Source organism: Gordonia sp. PDNC005 (assembly GCF_016919385.1).
Taxonomy (GTDB): domain Bacteria; phylum Actinomycetota; class Actinomycetes; order Mycobacteriales; family Mycobacteriaceae; genus Gordonia.
Genome location: NZ_CP070351.1, coordinates 3,955,795 through 3,972,012, shown reverse-complemented (window position 1 = coordinate 3,972,012; position 16,218 = coordinate 3,955,795). Strand labels below are relative to the sequence as shown.

The 16,218-nt window shown below is 66.8% G+C and carries 18 protein-coding genes; 8 read left to right on the top strand and 10 right to left on the bottom strand.

Annotated elements, in window-relative coordinates:
* Positions 1-645 (top strand): histidine phosphatase family protein, encoded by a 645-nt coding sequence (locus JVX90_RS19180; RefSeq protein WP_205330236.1) that lies wholly within the window; start codon positions 1-3, stop codon positions 643-645.
* A 587-nt stretch (positions 646-1,232) separates the two neighbouring features.
* On the opposite strand, the gene JVX90_RS19175 is transcribed toward JVX90_RS19180, so the two are convergent.
* The gene (locus tag JVX90_RS19175; protein ID WP_205330235.1) at positions 1,233-1,583 is read right to left on the bottom strand and encodes a metallopeptidase family protein; all 351 of its coding nucleotides are present in this window, start codon (positions 1,581-1,583) and stop codon (positions 1,233-1,235) included.
* 3 nt (positions 1,584-1,586) lie between these two features.
* Complete coding sequence (locus JVX90_RS19170) at positions 1,587-2,786, bottom strand: septum formation family protein (RefSeq protein WP_205330234.1); 1,200 nt, start codon at positions 2,784-2,786, stop codon at positions 1,587-1,589.
* A 54-nt stretch (positions 2,787-2,840) separates the two neighbouring features.
* Between JVX90_RS19170 and serS the strand changes: the two genes are divergently transcribed.
* The 5 genes from serS (at position 2,841) to JVX90_RS19145 (ending at position 7,819) form a co-directional block, all read left to right on the top strand.
* A complete protein-coding gene (serS, locus tag JVX90_RS19165; RefSeq protein ID WP_205330233.1) occupies positions 2,841-4,097 on the top strand; it encodes a serine--tRNA ligase in 1,257 nt (418 codons plus the stop codon).
* A 12-nt stretch (positions 4,098-4,109) separates the two neighbouring features.
* On the top strand, positions 4,110-4,934 hold the full coding sequence (locus JVX90_RS19160; RefSeq protein ID WP_205330232.1) for a hypothetical protein: 825 nt from the start codon (positions 4,110-4,112) through the stop codon (positions 4,932-4,934).
* 47 nt (positions 4,935-4,981) lie between these two features.
* Positions 4,982-6,262 carry an LCP family protein gene (locus JVX90_RS19155; protein ID WP_240193967.1) on the top strand — a complete coding sequence of 427 codons (1,281 nt, stop codon included), beginning with the start codon at positions 4,982-4,984 and terminating at the stop codon, positions 6,260-6,262.
* Positions 6,263-6,272: 10 nt separating this feature from the next.
* Positions 6,273-6,818, top strand: coding sequence for a ferritin (locus tag JVX90_RS19150; protein ID WP_205330231.1), 546 nt, complete (start codon positions 6,273-6,275; stop codon positions 6,816-6,818).
* A 176-nt stretch (positions 6,819-6,994) separates the two neighbouring features.
* Positions 6,995-7,819: a DUF559 domain-containing protein gene (locus tag JVX90_RS19145; protein WP_205330230.1), complete on the top strand. Its 825-nt coding sequence runs from the start codon at positions 6,995-6,997 to the stop codon at positions 7,817-7,819.
* Positions 7,820-7,893: 74 nt separating this feature from the next.
* Here JVX90_RS19145 and JVX90_RS19140 read toward each other — a convergent pair whose 3' ends face one another.
* Genes JVX90_RS19140 through JVX90_RS19125 form a run of 4 tightly spaced genes read right to left on the bottom strand, consistent with a single transcriptional unit; the run spans position 7,894 to position 10,892 of the window.
* Positions 7,894-8,811, bottom strand: a complete 918-nt coding sequence (locus JVX90_RS19140; RefSeq protein WP_205330229.1) for a DUF5926 family protein — start codon at positions 8,809-8,811, stop codon at positions 7,894-7,896.
* Between the two features lie 31 nt (positions 8,812-8,842).
* A complete protein-coding gene (locus JVX90_RS19135) occupies positions 8,843-9,628 on the bottom strand; it encodes a glycerophosphodiester phosphodiesterase family protein (protein ID WP_205330228.1) in 786 nt (261 codons plus the stop codon).
* Positions 9,625-10,557 carry a DUF4328 domain-containing protein gene (locus tag JVX90_RS19130; RefSeq protein ID WP_205330227.1) on the bottom strand — a complete coding sequence of 311 codons (933 nt, stop codon included), beginning with the start codon at positions 10,555-10,557 and terminating at the stop codon, positions 9,625-9,627. The genes JVX90_RS19135 and JVX90_RS19130 overlap by 4 nt, the downstream gene beginning before the upstream one ends.
* 2 nt (positions 10,558-10,559) lie before the next feature.
* Positions 10,560-10,892 carry a rhodanese-like domain-containing protein gene (locus JVX90_RS19125; protein ID WP_205332504.1) on the bottom strand — a complete coding sequence of 111 codons (333 nt, stop codon included), beginning with the start codon at positions 10,890-10,892 and terminating at the stop codon, positions 10,560-10,562.
* A 432-nt stretch (positions 10,893-11,324) separates the two neighbouring features.
* Between JVX90_RS19125 and JVX90_RS19120 the strand changes: the two genes are divergently transcribed.
* Entirely contained in the window at positions 11,325-12,053 is a 729-nt protein-coding gene (locus tag JVX90_RS19120) for a VOC family protein (protein WP_205330226.1), read from the top strand.
* Positions 12,054-12,074: 21 nt separating this feature from the next.
* Here JVX90_RS19120 and JVX90_RS19115 read toward each other — a convergent pair whose 3' ends face one another.
* The gene (locus JVX90_RS19115; RefSeq protein ID WP_205330225.1) at positions 12,075-13,142 is read right to left on the bottom strand and encodes a winged helix DNA-binding domain-containing protein; all 1,068 of its coding nucleotides are present in this window, start codon (positions 13,140-13,142) and stop codon (positions 12,075-12,077) included.
* Entirely contained in the window at positions 13,142-13,855 is a 714-nt protein-coding gene (gene msrA / locus JVX90_RS19110; RefSeq protein WP_205330224.1) for a peptide-methionine (S)-S-oxide reductase MsrA, read from the bottom strand. Before msrA ends, JVX90_RS19115 begins: the two co-directional genes overlap by 1 nt.
* A gap of 142 nt (positions 13,856-13,997) precedes the next feature.
* Here msrA and JVX90_RS19105 point away from each other — a divergent pair, with 142 nt between their 5' ends.
* On the top strand, positions 13,998-14,627 hold the full coding sequence (locus JVX90_RS19105; protein WP_205330223.1) for a superoxide dismutase: 630 nt from the start codon (positions 13,998-14,000) through the stop codon (positions 14,625-14,627).
* A 72-nt stretch (positions 14,628-14,699) separates the two neighbouring features.
* Here JVX90_RS19105 and JVX90_RS19100 read toward each other — a convergent pair whose 3' ends face one another.
* Both JVX90_RS19100 and JVX90_RS19095 read right to left on the bottom strand, forming a co-directional pair.
* Positions 14,700-15,245 (bottom strand): dihydrofolate reductase family protein, encoded by a 546-nt coding sequence (locus tag JVX90_RS19100; protein WP_205330222.1) that lies wholly within the window; start codon positions 15,243-15,245, stop codon positions 14,700-14,702.
* Positions 15,242-16,183, bottom strand: a complete 942-nt coding sequence (locus JVX90_RS19095) for a helix-turn-helix domain-containing protein (RefSeq protein WP_205330221.1) — start codon at positions 16,181-16,183, stop codon at positions 15,242-15,244. Before JVX90_RS19095 ends, JVX90_RS19100 begins: the two co-directional genes overlap by 4 nt.
* Positions 16,184-16,218 lie beyond the last annotated feature (35 nt).

Here is a 16,218-nt window from a genome sequence, read left to right as displayed (position 1 = left end):
ATGGCACGACTACACCTCGTCCGGCACGGTGAGACCACGTCCAATGTGATGAAGATTCTGGACACCGCCCTCCCCGGCGCGTCCCTCACCGATTTCGGCGCCCGCCAGGGAGTCCGATTCGGACTCGACAATCAGGACGGCAGAGGAGCGGTGCTCGCCCATTCCGTTGCTCACCGAGCACGGCAGACCGCCGACATGATCGCGTCGGCGTGGGACGGCGACACGGTGGCAGTCGACGGCGTCCACGAGATCCAGGTCGGCGATTTCGAAGGCCGCTCGGACCGTGAGGCGCACGAGGTGTTCCACGACGTGGTCACCCGATGGCATCACGGAGACATCGACGCGCGGCTGCCCGGCGGCGAATCGTTGGAGATGCTCAGGGAGCGTTACCTGCCGACCGTCGACGACCTGACCAAGCGGTTCATCGTCGGCGAGGACCGCGACGTCTACCTGGTCTCGCACGGTGCGGCGATCCGATTGATCGCTGCGCACCTCTCCCAGATCGACCCGCAGTTCGCGATGGAGAACTACCTGCCCAACACCGGGTCGGTTGATCTCGAATACCGCGACGGACTCTGGGTGGTCGAGCGTTGGGGCTCCGCTGATCTCCCGACTCCAGGCGCAGTCGTCGATCCGATGGGCTGACTGTCATTCCGGGTCCGGAATCCACGGTCGACAGCGCGACTGAGACGCCGCCGACTCCGGAAGCTGTGACGCATAAGCCTCGAACCAATCGGGTTCGTCGCCATCGACGGATGAATCTTCCACGGCAATTCCGGTAGCCGCTCGACGGAGTTCGTCGGCCGAGAAGTCACTCGCTCGTGTGACAAGTCCCCGCCTGCGCCAACGACTGTGAATCCGAAACTCTCCGGGCGGCGGCAGATGATCGAGAACCAACCCCATTCGCCCCCGATGCGGTCCGCTGCTTCCGCCTACCGAGCTCAGACCGCCGTCGCGGCCCCGTCCGGGAAGATTCGACGACACGCTCCCGTCTGACCATTCGAACGCAAGGAGGACGTCCTCGACATCGTGTGGCGGCCGCCCAAACCCGTGCGACTCGACCAGGCCGACGCCGTCGCGCTTGGTCATCTCGAAATCGAAGCGAACGCTTGAGCGGTAGCACCAGGCACCGACCAGCACGATCATTGCATCAGTGGAGCTGTTGAGAACACCGCGCACCGATGAAGCAAGGCGCGGAAGCTCGGCGGCGTCGTCACGCAACGGTGCCATCACTATCCCCAACCGTTGGCGTGGAGCCATTCGTCGTCGATGCCGAAGTGATGGCCGACTTCGTGGAGAACGGTCACCGCGACTTCGTGTCGCACTTCGTCTGCGGAGTGGCACATGGCCAGGATCGGCTCACGGTAGATCTCGATGGTGTCGGGAAGAAAACCCTGGTAGTCGAAGGTTCGCTCGGTGAGTGCGACACCGTGGTACAGCCCGAGGAGGGTCGGCTCCTCCGAGTTGTACGGCCGCACCAGGATCGCGATGTTCGACATCGCGTCGGTGAACTCGGTCGGCAACAGGTCGAGCGCGTCTCCGACGTGGTTCTCGAACTCACGGTTCGACATCACGACGGGCATGGCTCAGCCGGCCGGGGCCGGGATCTCCCGGTCGTCGACGTTGTAGCCAGGCGGCAGCGGCACCGGAGTTCCCAGCGATCGGCCGGGCGGCCCCTTCTTCGGAGGCACCGGAACACGACCGTTGATCAGCAGTTCGCCCTGCCGTGCGTCGCCGACGAGCGTCGCGAAGCCACCACGGTCGGGGAGGGCGACGTAGCAGGCCACGCGGCGGCTGCCCGTCAGCCAGCCGACTTCGGCAGTGACCGACCACTGGACGTTCAACGTGGTGTCGGCGAACTTGTCGGCTCCACCGAAGAACTTGTTCGTCTGGGACGGGCAGATGCGCTTCAGATAGTCGTTCTGCGTCTGCGTGTTGGGCCACGGCTTGCCCGAGTTTCGGCCCCCGAACCGCTGAGAAAGGTCGATGACGCCCGTCGTCTGGAAGGCGTGCGGCTCCGCGCAGTTCACCACCTTGCCGGTCGGCTCCCGCGTCTCCTTGTTGATTCCGATGCACGTGCCGACAGGCCACGCGAACGACTGGTCGACATCGGCGACGCGCCCGGTGAACTCCTCCTGGACTCCCTTGGCGCCCGCCTGCTCGATCCCGCAGCGCAGCACGCGAGCTCCGCGTTCCCACTGTGAGCGGCCCGGACGCATGAGTCCGACGGAGAACCGACCTGCCGGGTCGAGGCCGCCGCCGAGGTAACGGTCGACGACCGCGGGACAGTTCTCGTCACGGATCGAGGCGAATCGCTCCTCCCCCGGCCACGGCGCGTCAGCGGCGAACTCCGACGACGGGAAGGCCGAGGTGTCGAGCGTCCCGGCGACCTCAAAACGGTGCGGGTCCGCGCAGTCGACGGTGCTCGCCTTACTGGGCGGGTTGACGGTCCACTGCAAGCAGTCGCCCGGTTCCGAACGACTCAAATCGTCGTCGATCGTGCTGCTCTCGCCGATCTCGGTCGAGCCGACTCCGCCGCCTTCGGCGAACGCGTCCGTCGCGAACAGCACACCTCCCGCGACAACCGCGCCGACCAGGATTGCACCCAGAACGAACCGCAGTCGATGGCGTGGGCCTCGCAGCGTCGCCGGGTCCGTGTCGGGCGCAGCGTCGTCGGCCTGATCGGAGGCGTCGCCCTCGACCGGCTGTGTCTTGAACTCGTCGGCGTCGTCCAACGACGGCAGCAGTTCGCTGCCGTCCCCGCCGTTGTCGCTGTCGGAAGTCATCACATCCATCATGCCTGGTCGGTTGAGCCTGTGTCTTCCTAGTAGGGTCGAGGTGTGATCGATCTGAAGATCCTGCGTGATAATCCCGACCTCGTCCGCGCGTCGCAGCGCACTCGCGGCGAAGACCCGGCGCTCGTCGACCAGCTGTTGCAGGCCGACGTGGACCGTCGTGCCGCCATCTCCGAGGCCGACGCCCTCCGCTCGGAGCAGAAGGCCCTCGGCAAACAGGTGGGCAAGGCGTCCGGAGACGAGAAGGCTGCCCTGCTCGCGCGCGGCAAAGAACTGGCCGAGCAGGTCAAGGCCGCAGTCGCCCGTCAGAGTGAGGCCGACGAGACCGCGACTCGTTGCCAGCGCGCCATCTCGAACATCGTCTCCGAGGCCACCCCGCCCGGCGGCGAGGACGACTACGTCGTCATCGAGCACGTGGGTGAGCCCCGCGAGATCGTCGACCCGAAGGATCATCTCGAGATCGGCGAACGCCTCGGCCTCATCGACATGGCGCGCGGCGCCAAGGTGTCGGGATCGCGTTTCTACTTCCTCACCGGCCTCGGCGCACAACTCCAGCTCGGCCTGCTCAACATGGCGGCCGCCAAGGCCACCGCCAACGGCTTCACGCTGATGATCCCGCCCGTACTGGTTCGGCCCGAGGTGATGCAGGGAACCGGATTCCTCGGCTCGCACGCCGACGAGGTGTACCACCTCGAAGCCGACGACATGTACCTCGTAGGCACGTCGGAGGTGCCGCTCGCCGGCTACCACTCCGACGAGATCCTCGACCTGTCCGACGGCCCGAAGCGCTACGCAGGCTGGTCGACGTGCTTCCGCCGTGAAGCCGGCTCGTACGGCAAGGACACCCGCGGCATCATCCGCGTCCACCAGTTCGACAAGGTCGAGGGCTTCGTCTATTGCAGGCCGGAAGACGCCGAAGCCGAGCACCAGCGTCTCCTCGCGTGGGAGAAGGACATGCTCGCCGCGATCGACGTCCCGTACCGCGTCATCGACGTCGCGGGTGGAGATCTCGGCAGCTCTGCAGCCCGCAAGTTCGACTGCGAGGCGTGGGTCCCGACCCAGAACACCTACCGTGAGCTGACCTCGACGTCGAACTGCACCACCTTCCAGGCGCGCCGTCTACAGGTCCGGTACCGCGACGAGAACGGCAAAGCGCAGACCGCCGCGACACTCAACGGGACACTCGCCACGACGCGCTGGCTTGTTGCGATCCTGGAGAACCATCAGCAGGCCGACGGATCGGTGAAGCTGCCGGAGGAGCTCGCGCGCTTCGTCGGAGTCGACGTCATCACCCCCAAGTAACGCGGTACCGGCGTGACTGTCGGTGTGATCGCTGCGATCGCCGCCGCTCTCGCGTTCGGAACAGCGTCGGTGATGCAGGCGCACGCTGCCGCCAGGGCGAGCGCCGATGCATCACCCCTGGCAGCGATGATCCATCCGGTGTTCCTAGCCGGTATGGCCCTCGACGCCGTCGGCTTCGTGTGCACCGCGGTCGCTTCACGGACGCTGCCACTGTTCCTCTCACAGCCGATCATCAGCTCGAACCTGCTGGTCACCGCCGTGCTCGCTGCCGTGGTGCTCGGTGTGACACTGTCGCGGCGGGACCGGCTCGGCATCACCGTCGCCGTGCTCGCACTGGTGATCCTCGGCCTCACCGCAGGTGCCGAGGGGCATGACGATCCCGGCGCTGCGCTGCACTGGGGCCTGCTCATCGTCGGCGTCGTCCTGCTGTCGGGCGGGCTGATCGCGGTCCGCGCGGGAGGCCGACGCACGGCGTTGCCTGCAGCGATGACCTCAGGGGTGTTGTTCGGCTTGATGACCGTCGCCGTTCGCGTGGTCGAGGGAGTCGATCCGTTCCGGCCCGGCGAGATTCTGACCGACCCGGCCGCGTACGCGGTGGTGCTGTGCGGGGCCGGCGGTTTCTATCTGTTCACCGCAGCACTGCAGACCGGGGCGGTCGCGGGCGCGGCGGCCGCCGTCGCCGTTGGCGAGACCGTGATCCCGGGCGTCGTCGGCGCCGTTCTACTGGGCGATTCGGCCCGCGCGGGGTGGGGATCGGTCATGGTTATCGCGTTCGTCGCCGCGATCGGGGGCGCCGTCGTCGTGGCGCTCTCCGACGGGGTGGCGGCAGTCGAATAGCCGACAGACTCAGGTTTCGGCCAGGTGTCACCGGTACGGTTGCCAGGATGAACGACCAGCCTGAGCCGCCGATGATGCGCAGGCCGCCGCCTCGAGGCGAGCGGCCGCGTCCGCCTCGCCAGGAGCCGTATCGACCGCCGCTCGCCTGGTCACAGGAGCCGTCCCAGCCCCGCAGACACAACCCCGCGGGCGGAGACGACAGGCTTCAGGGCCGCCCCGGGTACGCGCCGCGGCAGGAACCCCAACCCGTCCCGCGTGACGATCGGCGACGCCCGCCGGGCCCACCGCCCCGTCGGCCCGAGCCGCGGCCGGCCGCGCAGCCGCCTCGCGGAGGGAAACCCGCGGCGGCCCCGACGAAGAAGCCCCGCAGGCGGAGGCCGCGTCGGTGGCTGCGTATCGCGCTTGTCGTGCTGCTCGTCCTGCTGCTCACGCCGGTGGCCCTGCTGTTCTACTACGACACCAAGCTGAATCGAGTGGACGCGCTCGCCGACTACTCGGGTCGCATCGGCGACACGCCGGGCACCAACTGGCTCATCGTCGGCACCGACTCCCGGTCCGGCCTCAGCCAGGCCGACAAGGACAAGCTCGCCACCGGCGACAGCGACGGCGCGCGCACAGACACGATCATGCTCGCGCACTTCCCGACGTCGGGACGGCCGATGCTCATCAGCGTCCCCCGCGACCTGTATGTCCCTATCCCCGGCCAGGGCAGTCACAAGGTCAACTCGGCCTTCAACACCGGCGGCCCCAAACTGCTGGTCCAGACGATCGAGGAGTTCAGCAAGGTCCACATCGATCACTACATCGAGATCGGATTCGGCGGCTTCGACAGCCTGGTCGACGCCGTCGGCGGTGTCGAGATGTGTTTGAACAAGCCGCTTCGCGACCCGAAGGCAGGCCTCCGACTGAAGGCCGGCTGCCAGGAGTTGAACGGCGCTCAGGCGCTCGGCCTGGTTCGCACTCGCGCCTTCCCGAACGCCGACCTCGAGCGTGTGGTCAATCAGCGGAAGTTCTTCGCCGCGTTGATGTCGAAGGCCACCAGCCCGGGAGTCCTGCTCAATCCGTTCCGGCTGATCCCGTTCGCGAACGGCGCCGTCGACGCGGTGACCGTCGCCGACGGCGACCACCTGTGGCATCTCGCATGGCTCGCCTACAAGTTGCGGGATCCGCTCACCACAACCGTCCCGACCGACGGGGACCAGGTGACCGACGACGGCGACTCCCTGATCCCCGGATCGACCACCACGACGTTCTTCGAATACGTCAGTAAGGGCGTCGAGGTACCGAAGGAGCTGCTGAGCAGTTCAGACGGGTCACCACTCGGCTAATCTGGTCCGCATGACCGACACCGCGCGTACCCCGTTCCAAGAGCTGCTCCACGAACAGATCAGCAATGAGTTCTCCGCCTCACAGCAGTACATCGCGCTCGCCGTCTGGTACGCCGCGCACGACATGCCGCAGATGGCGCAGCACTTCTACGAGCAGTCGGTGGAAGAGCGCAATCACGCGATGATGATCGTGCAGTACTTCCTGGACCGCGACATCGACGTCAAGGTGCCGGCCGCCTCGGCTCCCGCCACTGAGTTCAGCGAGTACCGGGAACCCATCGCTCTGGCGCTCGCTCAAGAGAAGCAGGTGACCCAGCAGATCGTCGACCTCGCGAGCTCGGCGCGCGAGAGCGGCGACTACCTGGGCGAACAGTTCATGCAATGGTTCCTCAAGGAGCAGGTCGAAGAGGTCGCCTCGATGACCACCCTGCAGACCATTGCGGAGCGGGCGAACGGAAACCTGTTCGACCTGGAGAACTTCGTCGAGCGCGAACTCAACAGCAAAACCGGCCAGAACGACGTGTCGGCGCCCATCGCCGCAGGCGGCAACCTCTGAGTCCGGTCTAGTCATGACCGCTCAGCGGCGGTAGGCCTCGTGGGGGCGCTACTCCCGCTGAGCGGTGATGGTTGAACGCGCAGGTGACTCTGTGGACAAGTCTCCAGTCCTCCACAGAGCGTCCACTTTCTCGCGGCCGTCGGATTCGGGCGTATTCGTCGGCGACAGTGTCGAGCATGGACTCGATCCCGACCGGGGTGTACCCCGCACAAGAACTCCGCAGGCATTTCGGCCGAGCCGGATTCGCGAAGCTCATCAGAGACGGCAGTGCACGCAGGCTCCGGCGCGGGTGGTACTTGATCGGCGACCCGCCCGGAGAGACCGTCCGCGCCGTGAAACGCGGAGGAGTCCTCAGCTGCATTTCGGCGCTCAGACGATGGGACGTGTGGGTCCCAGAACACCACGACCTTCACGTTCGCGCGAACAATTGGGGTGTGCAGAATCTTCGTGGACCGTTCTGCCGACGTTTCGGTCGGCCAGAGCCCGAGTACGGCGCGGTCGACGACGTCGAGACCGCGTTGCAATACGCCGCACGCTGTCTCGACGACACCGGCTTCATCGTGGCGTGCGACTCGATCCTGAACAAGAAGCTGATGACCCGCGACCAGCTCGAGTACCAGTTCCGGGACGCGCCGAAGCGAATCGGCGAACTACTCGACAGATGTGACGGTCGCGCAGAGTCGGGCCCGGAGACTGTCATCCGGCTATTCCTGCGAAGCCTCAACGTCGACTTCGACATTCAAGTGACGATAACCGGCGTTGGAATTGTCGACATCCTGGTCGGAGACTGGCTCATCATCGAACTCGACGGGTGGCGATTCCACGGCGACCGGGAGCACTTCGAATCCGACCGGGTTCGCGATGTCGACGCGCATGCCCTCGGCTACACGCCGCTGCGTTTCACCTACAAGCAGGTCATGTTCCAGACCGCGGAGACGACCGCGAAGATTCTTGATGCTATCCGCGCTGAAGTCCATCGACGACCGTCACGACGTGTCTAACCGTTACCGCTCAGCGGCGGTAGGCCTCGTGGAAGCGCTACTCCCGCTGAGCGGTGATGGTCGGACGAATCAGATCAGCGCAGGGTCACCTGGCGGCCGATGATGCCGGCGCGCGACGACCGCTGGGCGGCCGTGAGATCCGACGTGTCGGCGAGCGCCTCAGTCAGTGCGGCGTCCAGTGCCTCAAGACCGTCGTGCCACTCCTCGTGGTGCGCTTCGACGTCGAGGTCGAACACCGGAACCACCAGACCATGGGTACGGAATGAGCCGGCGAAACGCGAATTCTCACCCATCGTCAACGCTCCGGCGGCGTGGACACGGGCGAGTGCGTTCATCAGCGACTCCTCGTCTTCGGGGCGCACCCACCGCAGATGGGCGCGTTCGCCTGCGTCGACCCACCACGGTGCTCCGACGCCGCTGGCCGGGTGTAGCCGCGCAGTCGGGAGGATCGTGTCGTTGGCGCGCTGCAGCATCGCCTTGACCTGAGGGTCGGGCTCGGCCCCCTCGGCGAACCACCAGTCGAAGTTCTCGTACACGATCACCTCAAGCGACGCCGCCGGGTCGATGATGTCGGTGAGCGCGGCCTCGACCACGTCGCCGGTGTACTCGGCGCCGGGCTCCGCGTTGCCCGCCCACGCAAGGGCGGCCGACAGCGACGCGCGCAGATCGGCGGGTTCCGGGTCGGTCTGCAGAGCGACCAGACCCTGAGCGCCCGTCGGCCGTTCGCGCACGTCGGCGAACACCGCGCCGGGCAGCACGGTGGCGAAGTCCGCCTCGTGGGCTGCTCCGAAGCCGTCGGCGAATGTCACCTGTGCGGTGGCCGACGCGATGAACGACCGCATCGCGACGAGGTCGCACTCGGCGGCGAGACCCTCGAACGGGCGGGCCGGGGCCTCTAACGACGCGGCCTGCCTGGCCTTGCGTGCGGCTACCCGCTCCGCGCGATTGCTACCCGGGCGCGGACCACTGCCGCGCTTGCTCTTCTTTGCCATGGGTACCAGTGTCGCAGAGCCTCGACCGCGGTCAGTCGACGGTGACGAGCCAGTCCCGAACTCGTGCCGGATGGTTCGTCGCCACCCATCGGACACCCAGGTCGGCGCAGAGCTGAACGTCGGGTTTCTCGTCGACCGTCCAGCAGTAGGTGACGCGGCCGGATGCGGCGGCACGGTCGACCAGCTCGGGGTGCAGCCTCAGAGTCTCGATCGAGGGGCCGACACCGGTCGCGCCTACCGCGGTCGCGGCGGTTCCCCCGATGATGCGTGCGGTGTCGCCGAGGAGGATGGTCGGGAGGATCGGCGCGCTGCGCCGGATCCGCCAGACGCCCGCCGACGAGAACGAGATGACGACGGCCCTGCTGTGATCGGCCGACGGCGGGGACGCCACGCCGAACTCGTGGAGCATCTCCAACAGCGCGGTCTCGACAAGGCTGCCGTAGCGGACCGGATGCTTCGTCTCGATGAACAGTCGCACGGGCCGATGCCAGTCGAGGGTGAGCGTCAACAGCTCCCGGAGCGTCAAGACCTGGGCCGCCGTTCCGCTGTGCCATGATCCGAAGTCGTGCTCGCGGAGCTGCGCGAGGGTCATCTCACTGACGACACCCACACCGTCCGATGTCCGTTCGATGGTCCGGTCGTGGATGCAGACGAGTTCGTGGTCGGCGGTGAGCCGGACGTCGCATTCGAGGCCGTCAGACCCCTGCTGCAGTGCCAGTTCGTATGCGGCGAGCGTGTGCTCGGCCATCTCGCCCGACGCGCCGCGGTGCGCGACGACGGCGGGTTTGCCCGAGCGGGAGACGTCGCGTGCGTTCATGCCGCCACCAACCGCCGAAGCGGACGCTCCTCGACGTCGGAGTGTGACCCCGCCAGTCGTTCGATCCGCGTGACGGCCCACCGTGCGAAGACCGCCGAGACTGCGAACGACGCCGTCACCAGGGCGAGAGCATCGGCGTCCACCTGCAGGGAGTTCGTGCTCCACGCCCCCACCCGGTAAATAAGCGCGAGTACGGCCACCCCGTTGACGAGCGCCCAGGCAACCGCCAGCCTCAGCCGAATCCGCATGAGCCTGCCGTCGTCGGCATCGGTCACTCGGGCGGCCTCATGCAGCATCCAGGGCGCACCGATGACGTTGACCAACGGCGTGACCGTCAATCCGAACACCACCCACGCGGGACGCGGATCCAGGAATGTGGCCGCGGCGAAGCTGCGGACTCGGATCTCGCGGACCCATCGGCCGAAACTCACGATCGCCACCACGACGGCGATCAGCGACATCACGCCGAAGACGAGGACTGCGATGCTGCTGAGCCAATCGATCCATGCCGGGATCGGGCGGGTTCGATTCACCACGGCGATCACGTAGCGCGCGCCGTGGACGACAGCGGCGGCCCCGAGAATCAGGCACGTCAGTTCCATGGCACGGGTGAGAGCTGCGGTCGCCGCCGGCACCCGGCTGTCGACTTCGACGACCTTCTCGGGGACGTCGAGCAGTCCCCAGCCCGGGTTGTACGCGTACGACGGCGTCGGCCCCTTCTCGGGACGCCTCGGGCCGCGCGGTGCCGGCATCGCCTCACGCGGGCGGTGCGCGGTCCACCGCAGTGCGGGCCGACGGGGCGGAGGCGGCGGCCGGCGGGAGGGCGCGGACTGGGTGAGCGGCCCTCCGCAGCGGGGGCAGATCGTCCGGCCTTCCCGGTGCGGGGCCTGGATGCGGCAGGACGGGCAGATGTCGAGGTTCGCCGGCATGGTCACGGAGCGTCCGGCCCACTGTCGACGGGCTTGTCCGCACCGATCCAGGCCACCATACCGCCGGTCACGACTGTGCCGTCGATGCCGCGGTTGAGGAGATACTCCATGATCCGGTACGACCTGCCACTGGTCCGGCACACGACGAACAGTTCACGATCGAGGTCGATTTCGTCGATGCGTCCCGGGACCTCACCGAGCGGGATGTGGAGCGCCCCGCGGACGTGCGCCTCGTCCCACTCGTAGTCCTCGCGGACATCGAGCAGGATCCGTTCCGGGTCGTCGGTGAAGTCGTCCGGGAGTTCGGTGACGCCCACCGACTCGATGTCGCCCATGCTCACGCTTTCCAGTTTTCCACACCTGTCGATTCCAGGTGCGCCAGCTACACACGCGCAACAACACTCCGGCGGCTCGTACGCAACTATGCAGACCTGCATAGTGATTTCCACAGGCGCTATGAAAAGCTCCGTTCACAGGGTGTTCGGCATTCACCAACAGGCTCGGACGCCCTGTGGACAACCCTGTGGAATTGTGGATAGACCTAGGAAAACGGGGTCAATTCTGTGACTGGCGTCTCCAATTCACGGCAGATTCGGACCCACGGCACCACGCCGACGCATTACCGCCAAGTAGATTTCATCCACTTGTCCACATCCACAGTTGGGGACAACCTGGGGATAACACGCCGACCGAAACTCTCCAGGACGACTTGACAGCTGCCTCCACGCCCCTCACCCGTTCAGGTCGCCGCACTCTAGAATCGTGGCGTGCACGTTCGCTGGCTGACCGCGTTTCTCGACTTCCCCGCCGCCGAGTTCGGATCGGAAGTCACCTTCTGGCGCGCGATCTCGGGAAGCACCGTCTCGCCGCCCCGCGGACCGTCGAAGGAGTTCGCATCCCTCGACCCATTCAACGGCGACGCTCACCTCAGGGTCCAGCGGATCACCGCAGGTCCCGGCGGCACCCACCTGGACATGCACGTCGACGATCCGTCGTCCGCCGCGCTGGAGGCCCGCGCCCTCGGAGCCCGAGAGATCGCCGACTACGGAACACATCGAGTGATGGCGTCACCCGCAGGAGGACGCTTCTGCCTCGTCGAATGGGCGGGCGAGCACCGGCGTGCCCGCCCGATCAGATGGCCCGGCGGGACCATCAGCATCATCGATCAGATCTGCTACGACGTCCCCACGGCGAAGTTCGACGCCGAGGTCGCCTTCTGGACCGCACTGACCGGCCAGGACGCCCCGGGAGGCGTGGACCGACACACCCTGACCCGCGATCCGGACCTCTCCCTGCAAGTTCTGCTCGTCCGGTCCGACGATGCCGTCGGCGCCACGTACCTCGACGTCGCTGCGAGCAACCTTCCGGTCGAAGTGGAGAGGCACGAGGACTGGGGTGCGAGAGTCGTGGAACGTCGTCACGATCAAGTCGTCATGGCCGACCCCACGGGTCGCCGATACTTCATCTCCGCGCGGAATCCGAGAACCGGAGCGTAGCGACCCGGATGTGGGAACCGGTCAGGACTCGATCATCGCCCTGACCGCGTCGACTTCACGTTCGACGCCCGCGCGTTCGTCGCGGGTGAGATCACGGAGCTCTGTCAGGGCCACACCGTCCTTGGCGGGCTTCCACGTCGCGGCCAGGCGCCCGTCGACGAGCACGAACCCCGGGAACTGTCCGTTCGGCGTCCACAGCGCCTGATAGAGGTCCGGGTCGGCCACCCGAATACGGTCCGCGTTGGCGACGATCAGGTTGTCGTAGGGAGCGATGCACCGGATGGGCGCGGCGACGTCGCCCGCGATGATCGGCAGTCCGTCGAGGTCATACAGCGTCTCACCGCCCGGACCGGTGTAGATCGTGAGTTCCCAGTCCGCCTCCATCGCCGCCATGACCGGTCCGAGCCCGGTGAGGCCAGACCACGTCTGCACGGCGGCGACCGACGCCGGACCGAACCCACGCAGATAAAGACGGATCAGGTCGCGTCGCGCCTCGTCTCCGGTGACGGCCGGCTCGCCCTCCCCTATCCAGTCGTCGAGCAGCGCGTACGTCGGGCTGCCGGACCTCTTCCACAGCCCACGAGGCGGCGTCTGCACAACGGGGAGCCGAAGGCGCGCGACCGCGGCCATGTCGGACGCGGGTTCGTCAGGCCATCGCTCGGCAAGCGAGGCTCGAAGGGCGGCGGCACTGAGCGGACCGTCCGCCAGCAGATCACGAGCGTGCTCGGTCACCTGGTCCGAGGTCGCGTCGACCAGCCTGCGGCCGTGGTTCGTCTCGACCGCCGACGACAGCATCGGCTGCATCAGCTCGCGGATCCACCGCGCGTCGAGTCCGTCGGCGAGAAAAACCGTCCCACGCTGCAGCGTCATGCGGACGAGTTCGCGCTCGAGGAGGAGGTCGTCGACGTTCGCGGGATCAAAACCCTCAACCCGACATGCGAGGCCGTAGAACGCCGCCTGCGGATCCTGCGACTGCAGGCCGACGATCCGGTCGACCACTTCGACGACGTCGTCGTCGACCCGTTCGAGCAGATGCTGGCGATCGAGCAGGGTCCGGTTCCACTGCTCGAGCGTGATCGCCTCCGGCATCAGGCGGGGAACGTCAACCCGGTCGACACGTGGCAGCGGTACCCGTTCGGATTCTTGTGCAGGTACTGCTGGTGGACGTCTTCGGCATAGTAGAAGACGCCGTCGCCCGCGTCTGCCATGGACGAGATCTCCGTCGTGATCGGACCGTATCCCGCCTCGGTGAGCGTGGGGCCGAACTTCTCCACGGCGCCGACTGCCAGATCGAGATCGGTGTCGTCGAAGGTGAAGACCGCCGACCGGTATTGAGTGCCGATGTCGTTGCCCTGACGCATCTCCTGCGTCGGGTCGTGCGAGGTGAAGAACAACTCGATGAGAGCCTTCGCGCTTGTCCGAGCCGGATCGAAGACGACAAGGACCGCTTCGGCGTGCCCGGTCTGTGCGGTGCACACCTCCTCGTACGTCGGATTCGGGGTGTACCCGCCCGCGTACCCGACTGCCGTGGTGTGGACGCCCGGCTGCTGCCAGAAGATCTCCTCCACACCCCAGAAACATCCGCCCGCAAGCACGATCGCCCGCAGATCCGGTCCCCAGTCGCCGACTCCGGCCGGGCCGTATCCGCCGTCGGACGACGCCGTTCCTCGCATCGGATTGTGCAGGACGATGTTCTCGTCCCGGAGCGGCAATGGCGTGGAGCGGCCGGGCAGTGCACGGTCGCGGGGAACCATCGCGGTCTTGACGTTGGAAGCGGCCATCAGGCGATCGAACAGGCTCATGCGACCAGGCTACGGCCATCGACGGCACAGGCGGTGGAAGGAATCCCACGGTGACCTGATCTGTTGCAATAACCACCGGTCTGCGGAAATGTTGTTGACTGGACCCAGTACGGATCTTTCGCGAATCTTTGAGAGGAACATCGTGGCTGACTACACCCTGCCCGAACTCGATTACGACTACGGCGCCCTTGAGCCCCACATCTCCGGCAAGATCATGGAGCTGCACCACAGCAAGCACCACGCCACCTACGTGAAGGGCGCCAACACCGCCCTGGAGAAGCTCGCCGCGGCACGCGAAGACGGCACCATCGCTGACAAGGTCTACGGCCTGTCGGCGAACCTGAGCTTCCACCTCGGTGGTCACACCAACCACTCGATCTTCTGGAAGAACCTCTCGCCCAACGGCGGCGGCGAGCCCACCGGCGACCTCGCCGAGCAGATCGGCGTCGACTTCGGCGGCTTCGAGCAGTTCAAGGCCCACTTCACCGGTGCGGCCACCACCCTGCAGGGCTCGGGTTGGGCCATTCTCGGCTACGACACCATCGGTCAGCGCCTCGTCATCGAGCAGCTCACCGACCAGAGCGGCAACACCTCGGTGGGCCTCATCCCGGTCGTCATGCTCGACATGTGGGAGCACGCCTTCTACCTCGACTACCAGAACGTCAAGCCCGACTACGTCAAGGCTTGGTGGAACGTCGTGAACTGGGACGACGCCTCCGAGCGACTCGCTCGCGCGAAGACCCAGGGCTCGGGACTCATCGTTCCGGCCTGATCTGTCTGAAACAACGGCGGTCACCCTTCGGGGCGGCCGCCGTTGTGCTGTCAGCTGACCGGCGAAAGGGGCCTACCCTCGCGGGCCGACCACCCGGTATCGGCCGATGAGGAATGCCTTGTTCTGGGCGGTCTCGAGCAACTCGAAGTCGAAGGCTCGGGGAAACAGGGGTCGCCCGGAGCCCACGGTGGCGGGCGCGAACGAGACGAGCATTTCGTCGAGCATCCCGTTCTCGGCGAACTGGGCTGCGAGGTCGCCGCCGCCGACCACCCACACAGCCCGGTCGCCCGCGGCCTTCTCGAGGGCGTCGCGGTGCTCGGCGGGCGAACCAGCCACAACGGTGATCGACGGATGGACCGCCTCCACGTCGCGGTGGGTGAAGACGAACGTCGGATGATCCTTGTACATCCACTCCTCACCGCTCTTTGCGATGTGGTCCACCACCCAGCGGTATGTCGTGCGTCCCATCACGATGGCCCCGGTCGCCGCCATCAGTTCATTGATGTTGTGCGGACCGTCCTCGTCGATCGACTGAGAGAGCAGCCAATCGAGGGAGTCGCTCTCGTCGGCGAGGAAGCCGTCGAGGGTGGATGCGGTGTAGAAGACGTAGTCGGTCATCGTGGTGTTCCTCCGGTGAGTCGTCGTTGCCAGATGATGGGGTCGGGGTCCAGGTCTGGTGTGCCGGTGTCCACTCCGGCGTCGTGCAGCATCCAGCGCGCGAGGAGCCTGCGGTGCGCCGAGAACGTGAGCTCGTGCGCGACGATCTGCGACAGTCGGAACGACTCCGGCGGAGTGCACAGGGCGTCGACGATCCAGTCGGCCCACGCGCCTCGTCGCGTGACGTCCCGCAGCATCGCCAGCCAGCGGACCGAGCTCGCGGCGTGCCGGGCCCGAAGAGTCTTGAGGTCGGAGGTGGGCGTCAGGTCGGGCATCGGCCCACCCTCGATGGTGGCGAGCCACGGCTCCTTGCTGACCACGAGGTGCCACAGCACCTGGTCGAGCGACTCGTCGGGACCGTCCCAGGTCCGCGACGTGCTGCCCACAAGACGCGAACGACTTCGCTCGGGTGCCGTCAAGGCGTCGGCGGCGTTCAGCAGGGCGTGGATGTCGGCGACGTCGTGCCTGCACTGCAGGGAGACGACGTCGCCGGCCGACTCCTCGGCGAGTCCGCTCTCGTTCGAGTCGACGTACAGGACGGTCGGGGAATGGAAGTGGATGCCGTTCGGGGCCGCGAGCCAATGTCCGGCCTGGCCCGCCGGGGGCATGGCCGTCGGCGGGTGCCCGTAGGCTCGGGAGAACGCCCGACTGAAGCCCTCAACACTCGAGTACCCCGCCGCGAAGGCGGCGTCGGTGACGGTGGCGCCACGTTGCAGCTCCCAGGCGGAACGTTCCAGGATCACGCGTCGCCGCAGGGCGACCGGCGACTCTCCTGCACCCGCCCGGACCGACCGCGCGAAGTGGAACGGTGAGGAGAACACGTCCGCGGCCATGTCGTCGAGGCCGTCGTTGCTCTCGTCGAGCACAGCGTCGAGGAGTGTCCGCAGGTGGTCGGTCATGCGATCAAGTATCGACCGAACCCCCGGTGCCGCGC

Coding starts and splice junctions, on each gene's coding strand:
- JVX90_RS19180 (WP_205330236.1), top strand. CDS start 1: ATGGCACGACTACACCTCGTCCGGCACGGTGAGACCACGTCCAATGTG.
- JVX90_RS19175 (WP_205330235.1), bottom strand. CDS start 1,583: ATGCCCGTCGTGATGTCGAACCGTGAGTTCGAGAACCACGTCGGAGAC.
- JVX90_RS19170 (WP_205330234.1), bottom strand. CDS start 2,786: ATGACTTCCGACAGCGACAACGGCGGGGACGGCAGCGAACTGCTGCCG.
- JVX90_RS19155 (WP_240193967.1), top strand. CDS start 4,982: ATGAACGACCAGCCTGAGCCGCCGATGATGCGCAGGCCGCCGCCTCGA.
- JVX90_RS19150 (WP_205330231.1), top strand. CDS start 6,273: ATGACCGACACCGCGCGTACCCCGTTCCAAGAGCTGCTCCACGAACAG.
- JVX90_RS19145 (WP_205330230.1), top strand. CDS start 6,995: ATGGACTCGATCCCGACCGGGGTGTACCCCGCACAAGAACTCCGCAGG.
- JVX90_RS19140 (WP_205330229.1), bottom strand. CDS start 8,811: ATGGCAAAGAAGAGCAAGCGCGGCAGTGGTCCGCGCCCGGGTAGCAAT.
- JVX90_RS19135 (WP_205330228.1), bottom strand. CDS start 9,628: ATGAACGCACGCGACGTCTCCCGCTCGGGCAAACCCGCCGTCGTCGCG.
- JVX90_RS19130 (WP_205330227.1), bottom strand. CDS start 10,557: ATGCCGGCGAACCTCGACATCTGCCCGTCCTGCCGCATCCAGGCCCCG.
- JVX90_RS19125 (WP_205332504.1), bottom strand. CDS start 10,892: ATGGGCGACATCGAGTCGGTGGGCGTCACCGAACTCCCGGACGACTTC.
- JVX90_RS19115 (WP_205330225.1), bottom strand. CDS start 13,142: ATGCCGGAGGCGATCACGCTCGAGCAGTGGAACCGGACCCTGCTCGAT.
- msrA (WP_205330224.1), bottom strand. CDS start 13,855: ATGAGCCTGTTCGATCGCCTGATGGCCGCTTCCAACGTCAAGACCGCG.
- JVX90_RS19100 (WP_205330222.1), bottom strand. CDS start 15,245: ATGACCGACTACGTCTTCTACACCGCATCCACCCTCGACGGCTTCCTC.
- JVX90_RS19095 (WP_205330221.1), bottom strand. CDS start 16,183: ATGACCGACCACCTGCGGACACTCCTCGACGCTGTGCTCGACGAGAGC.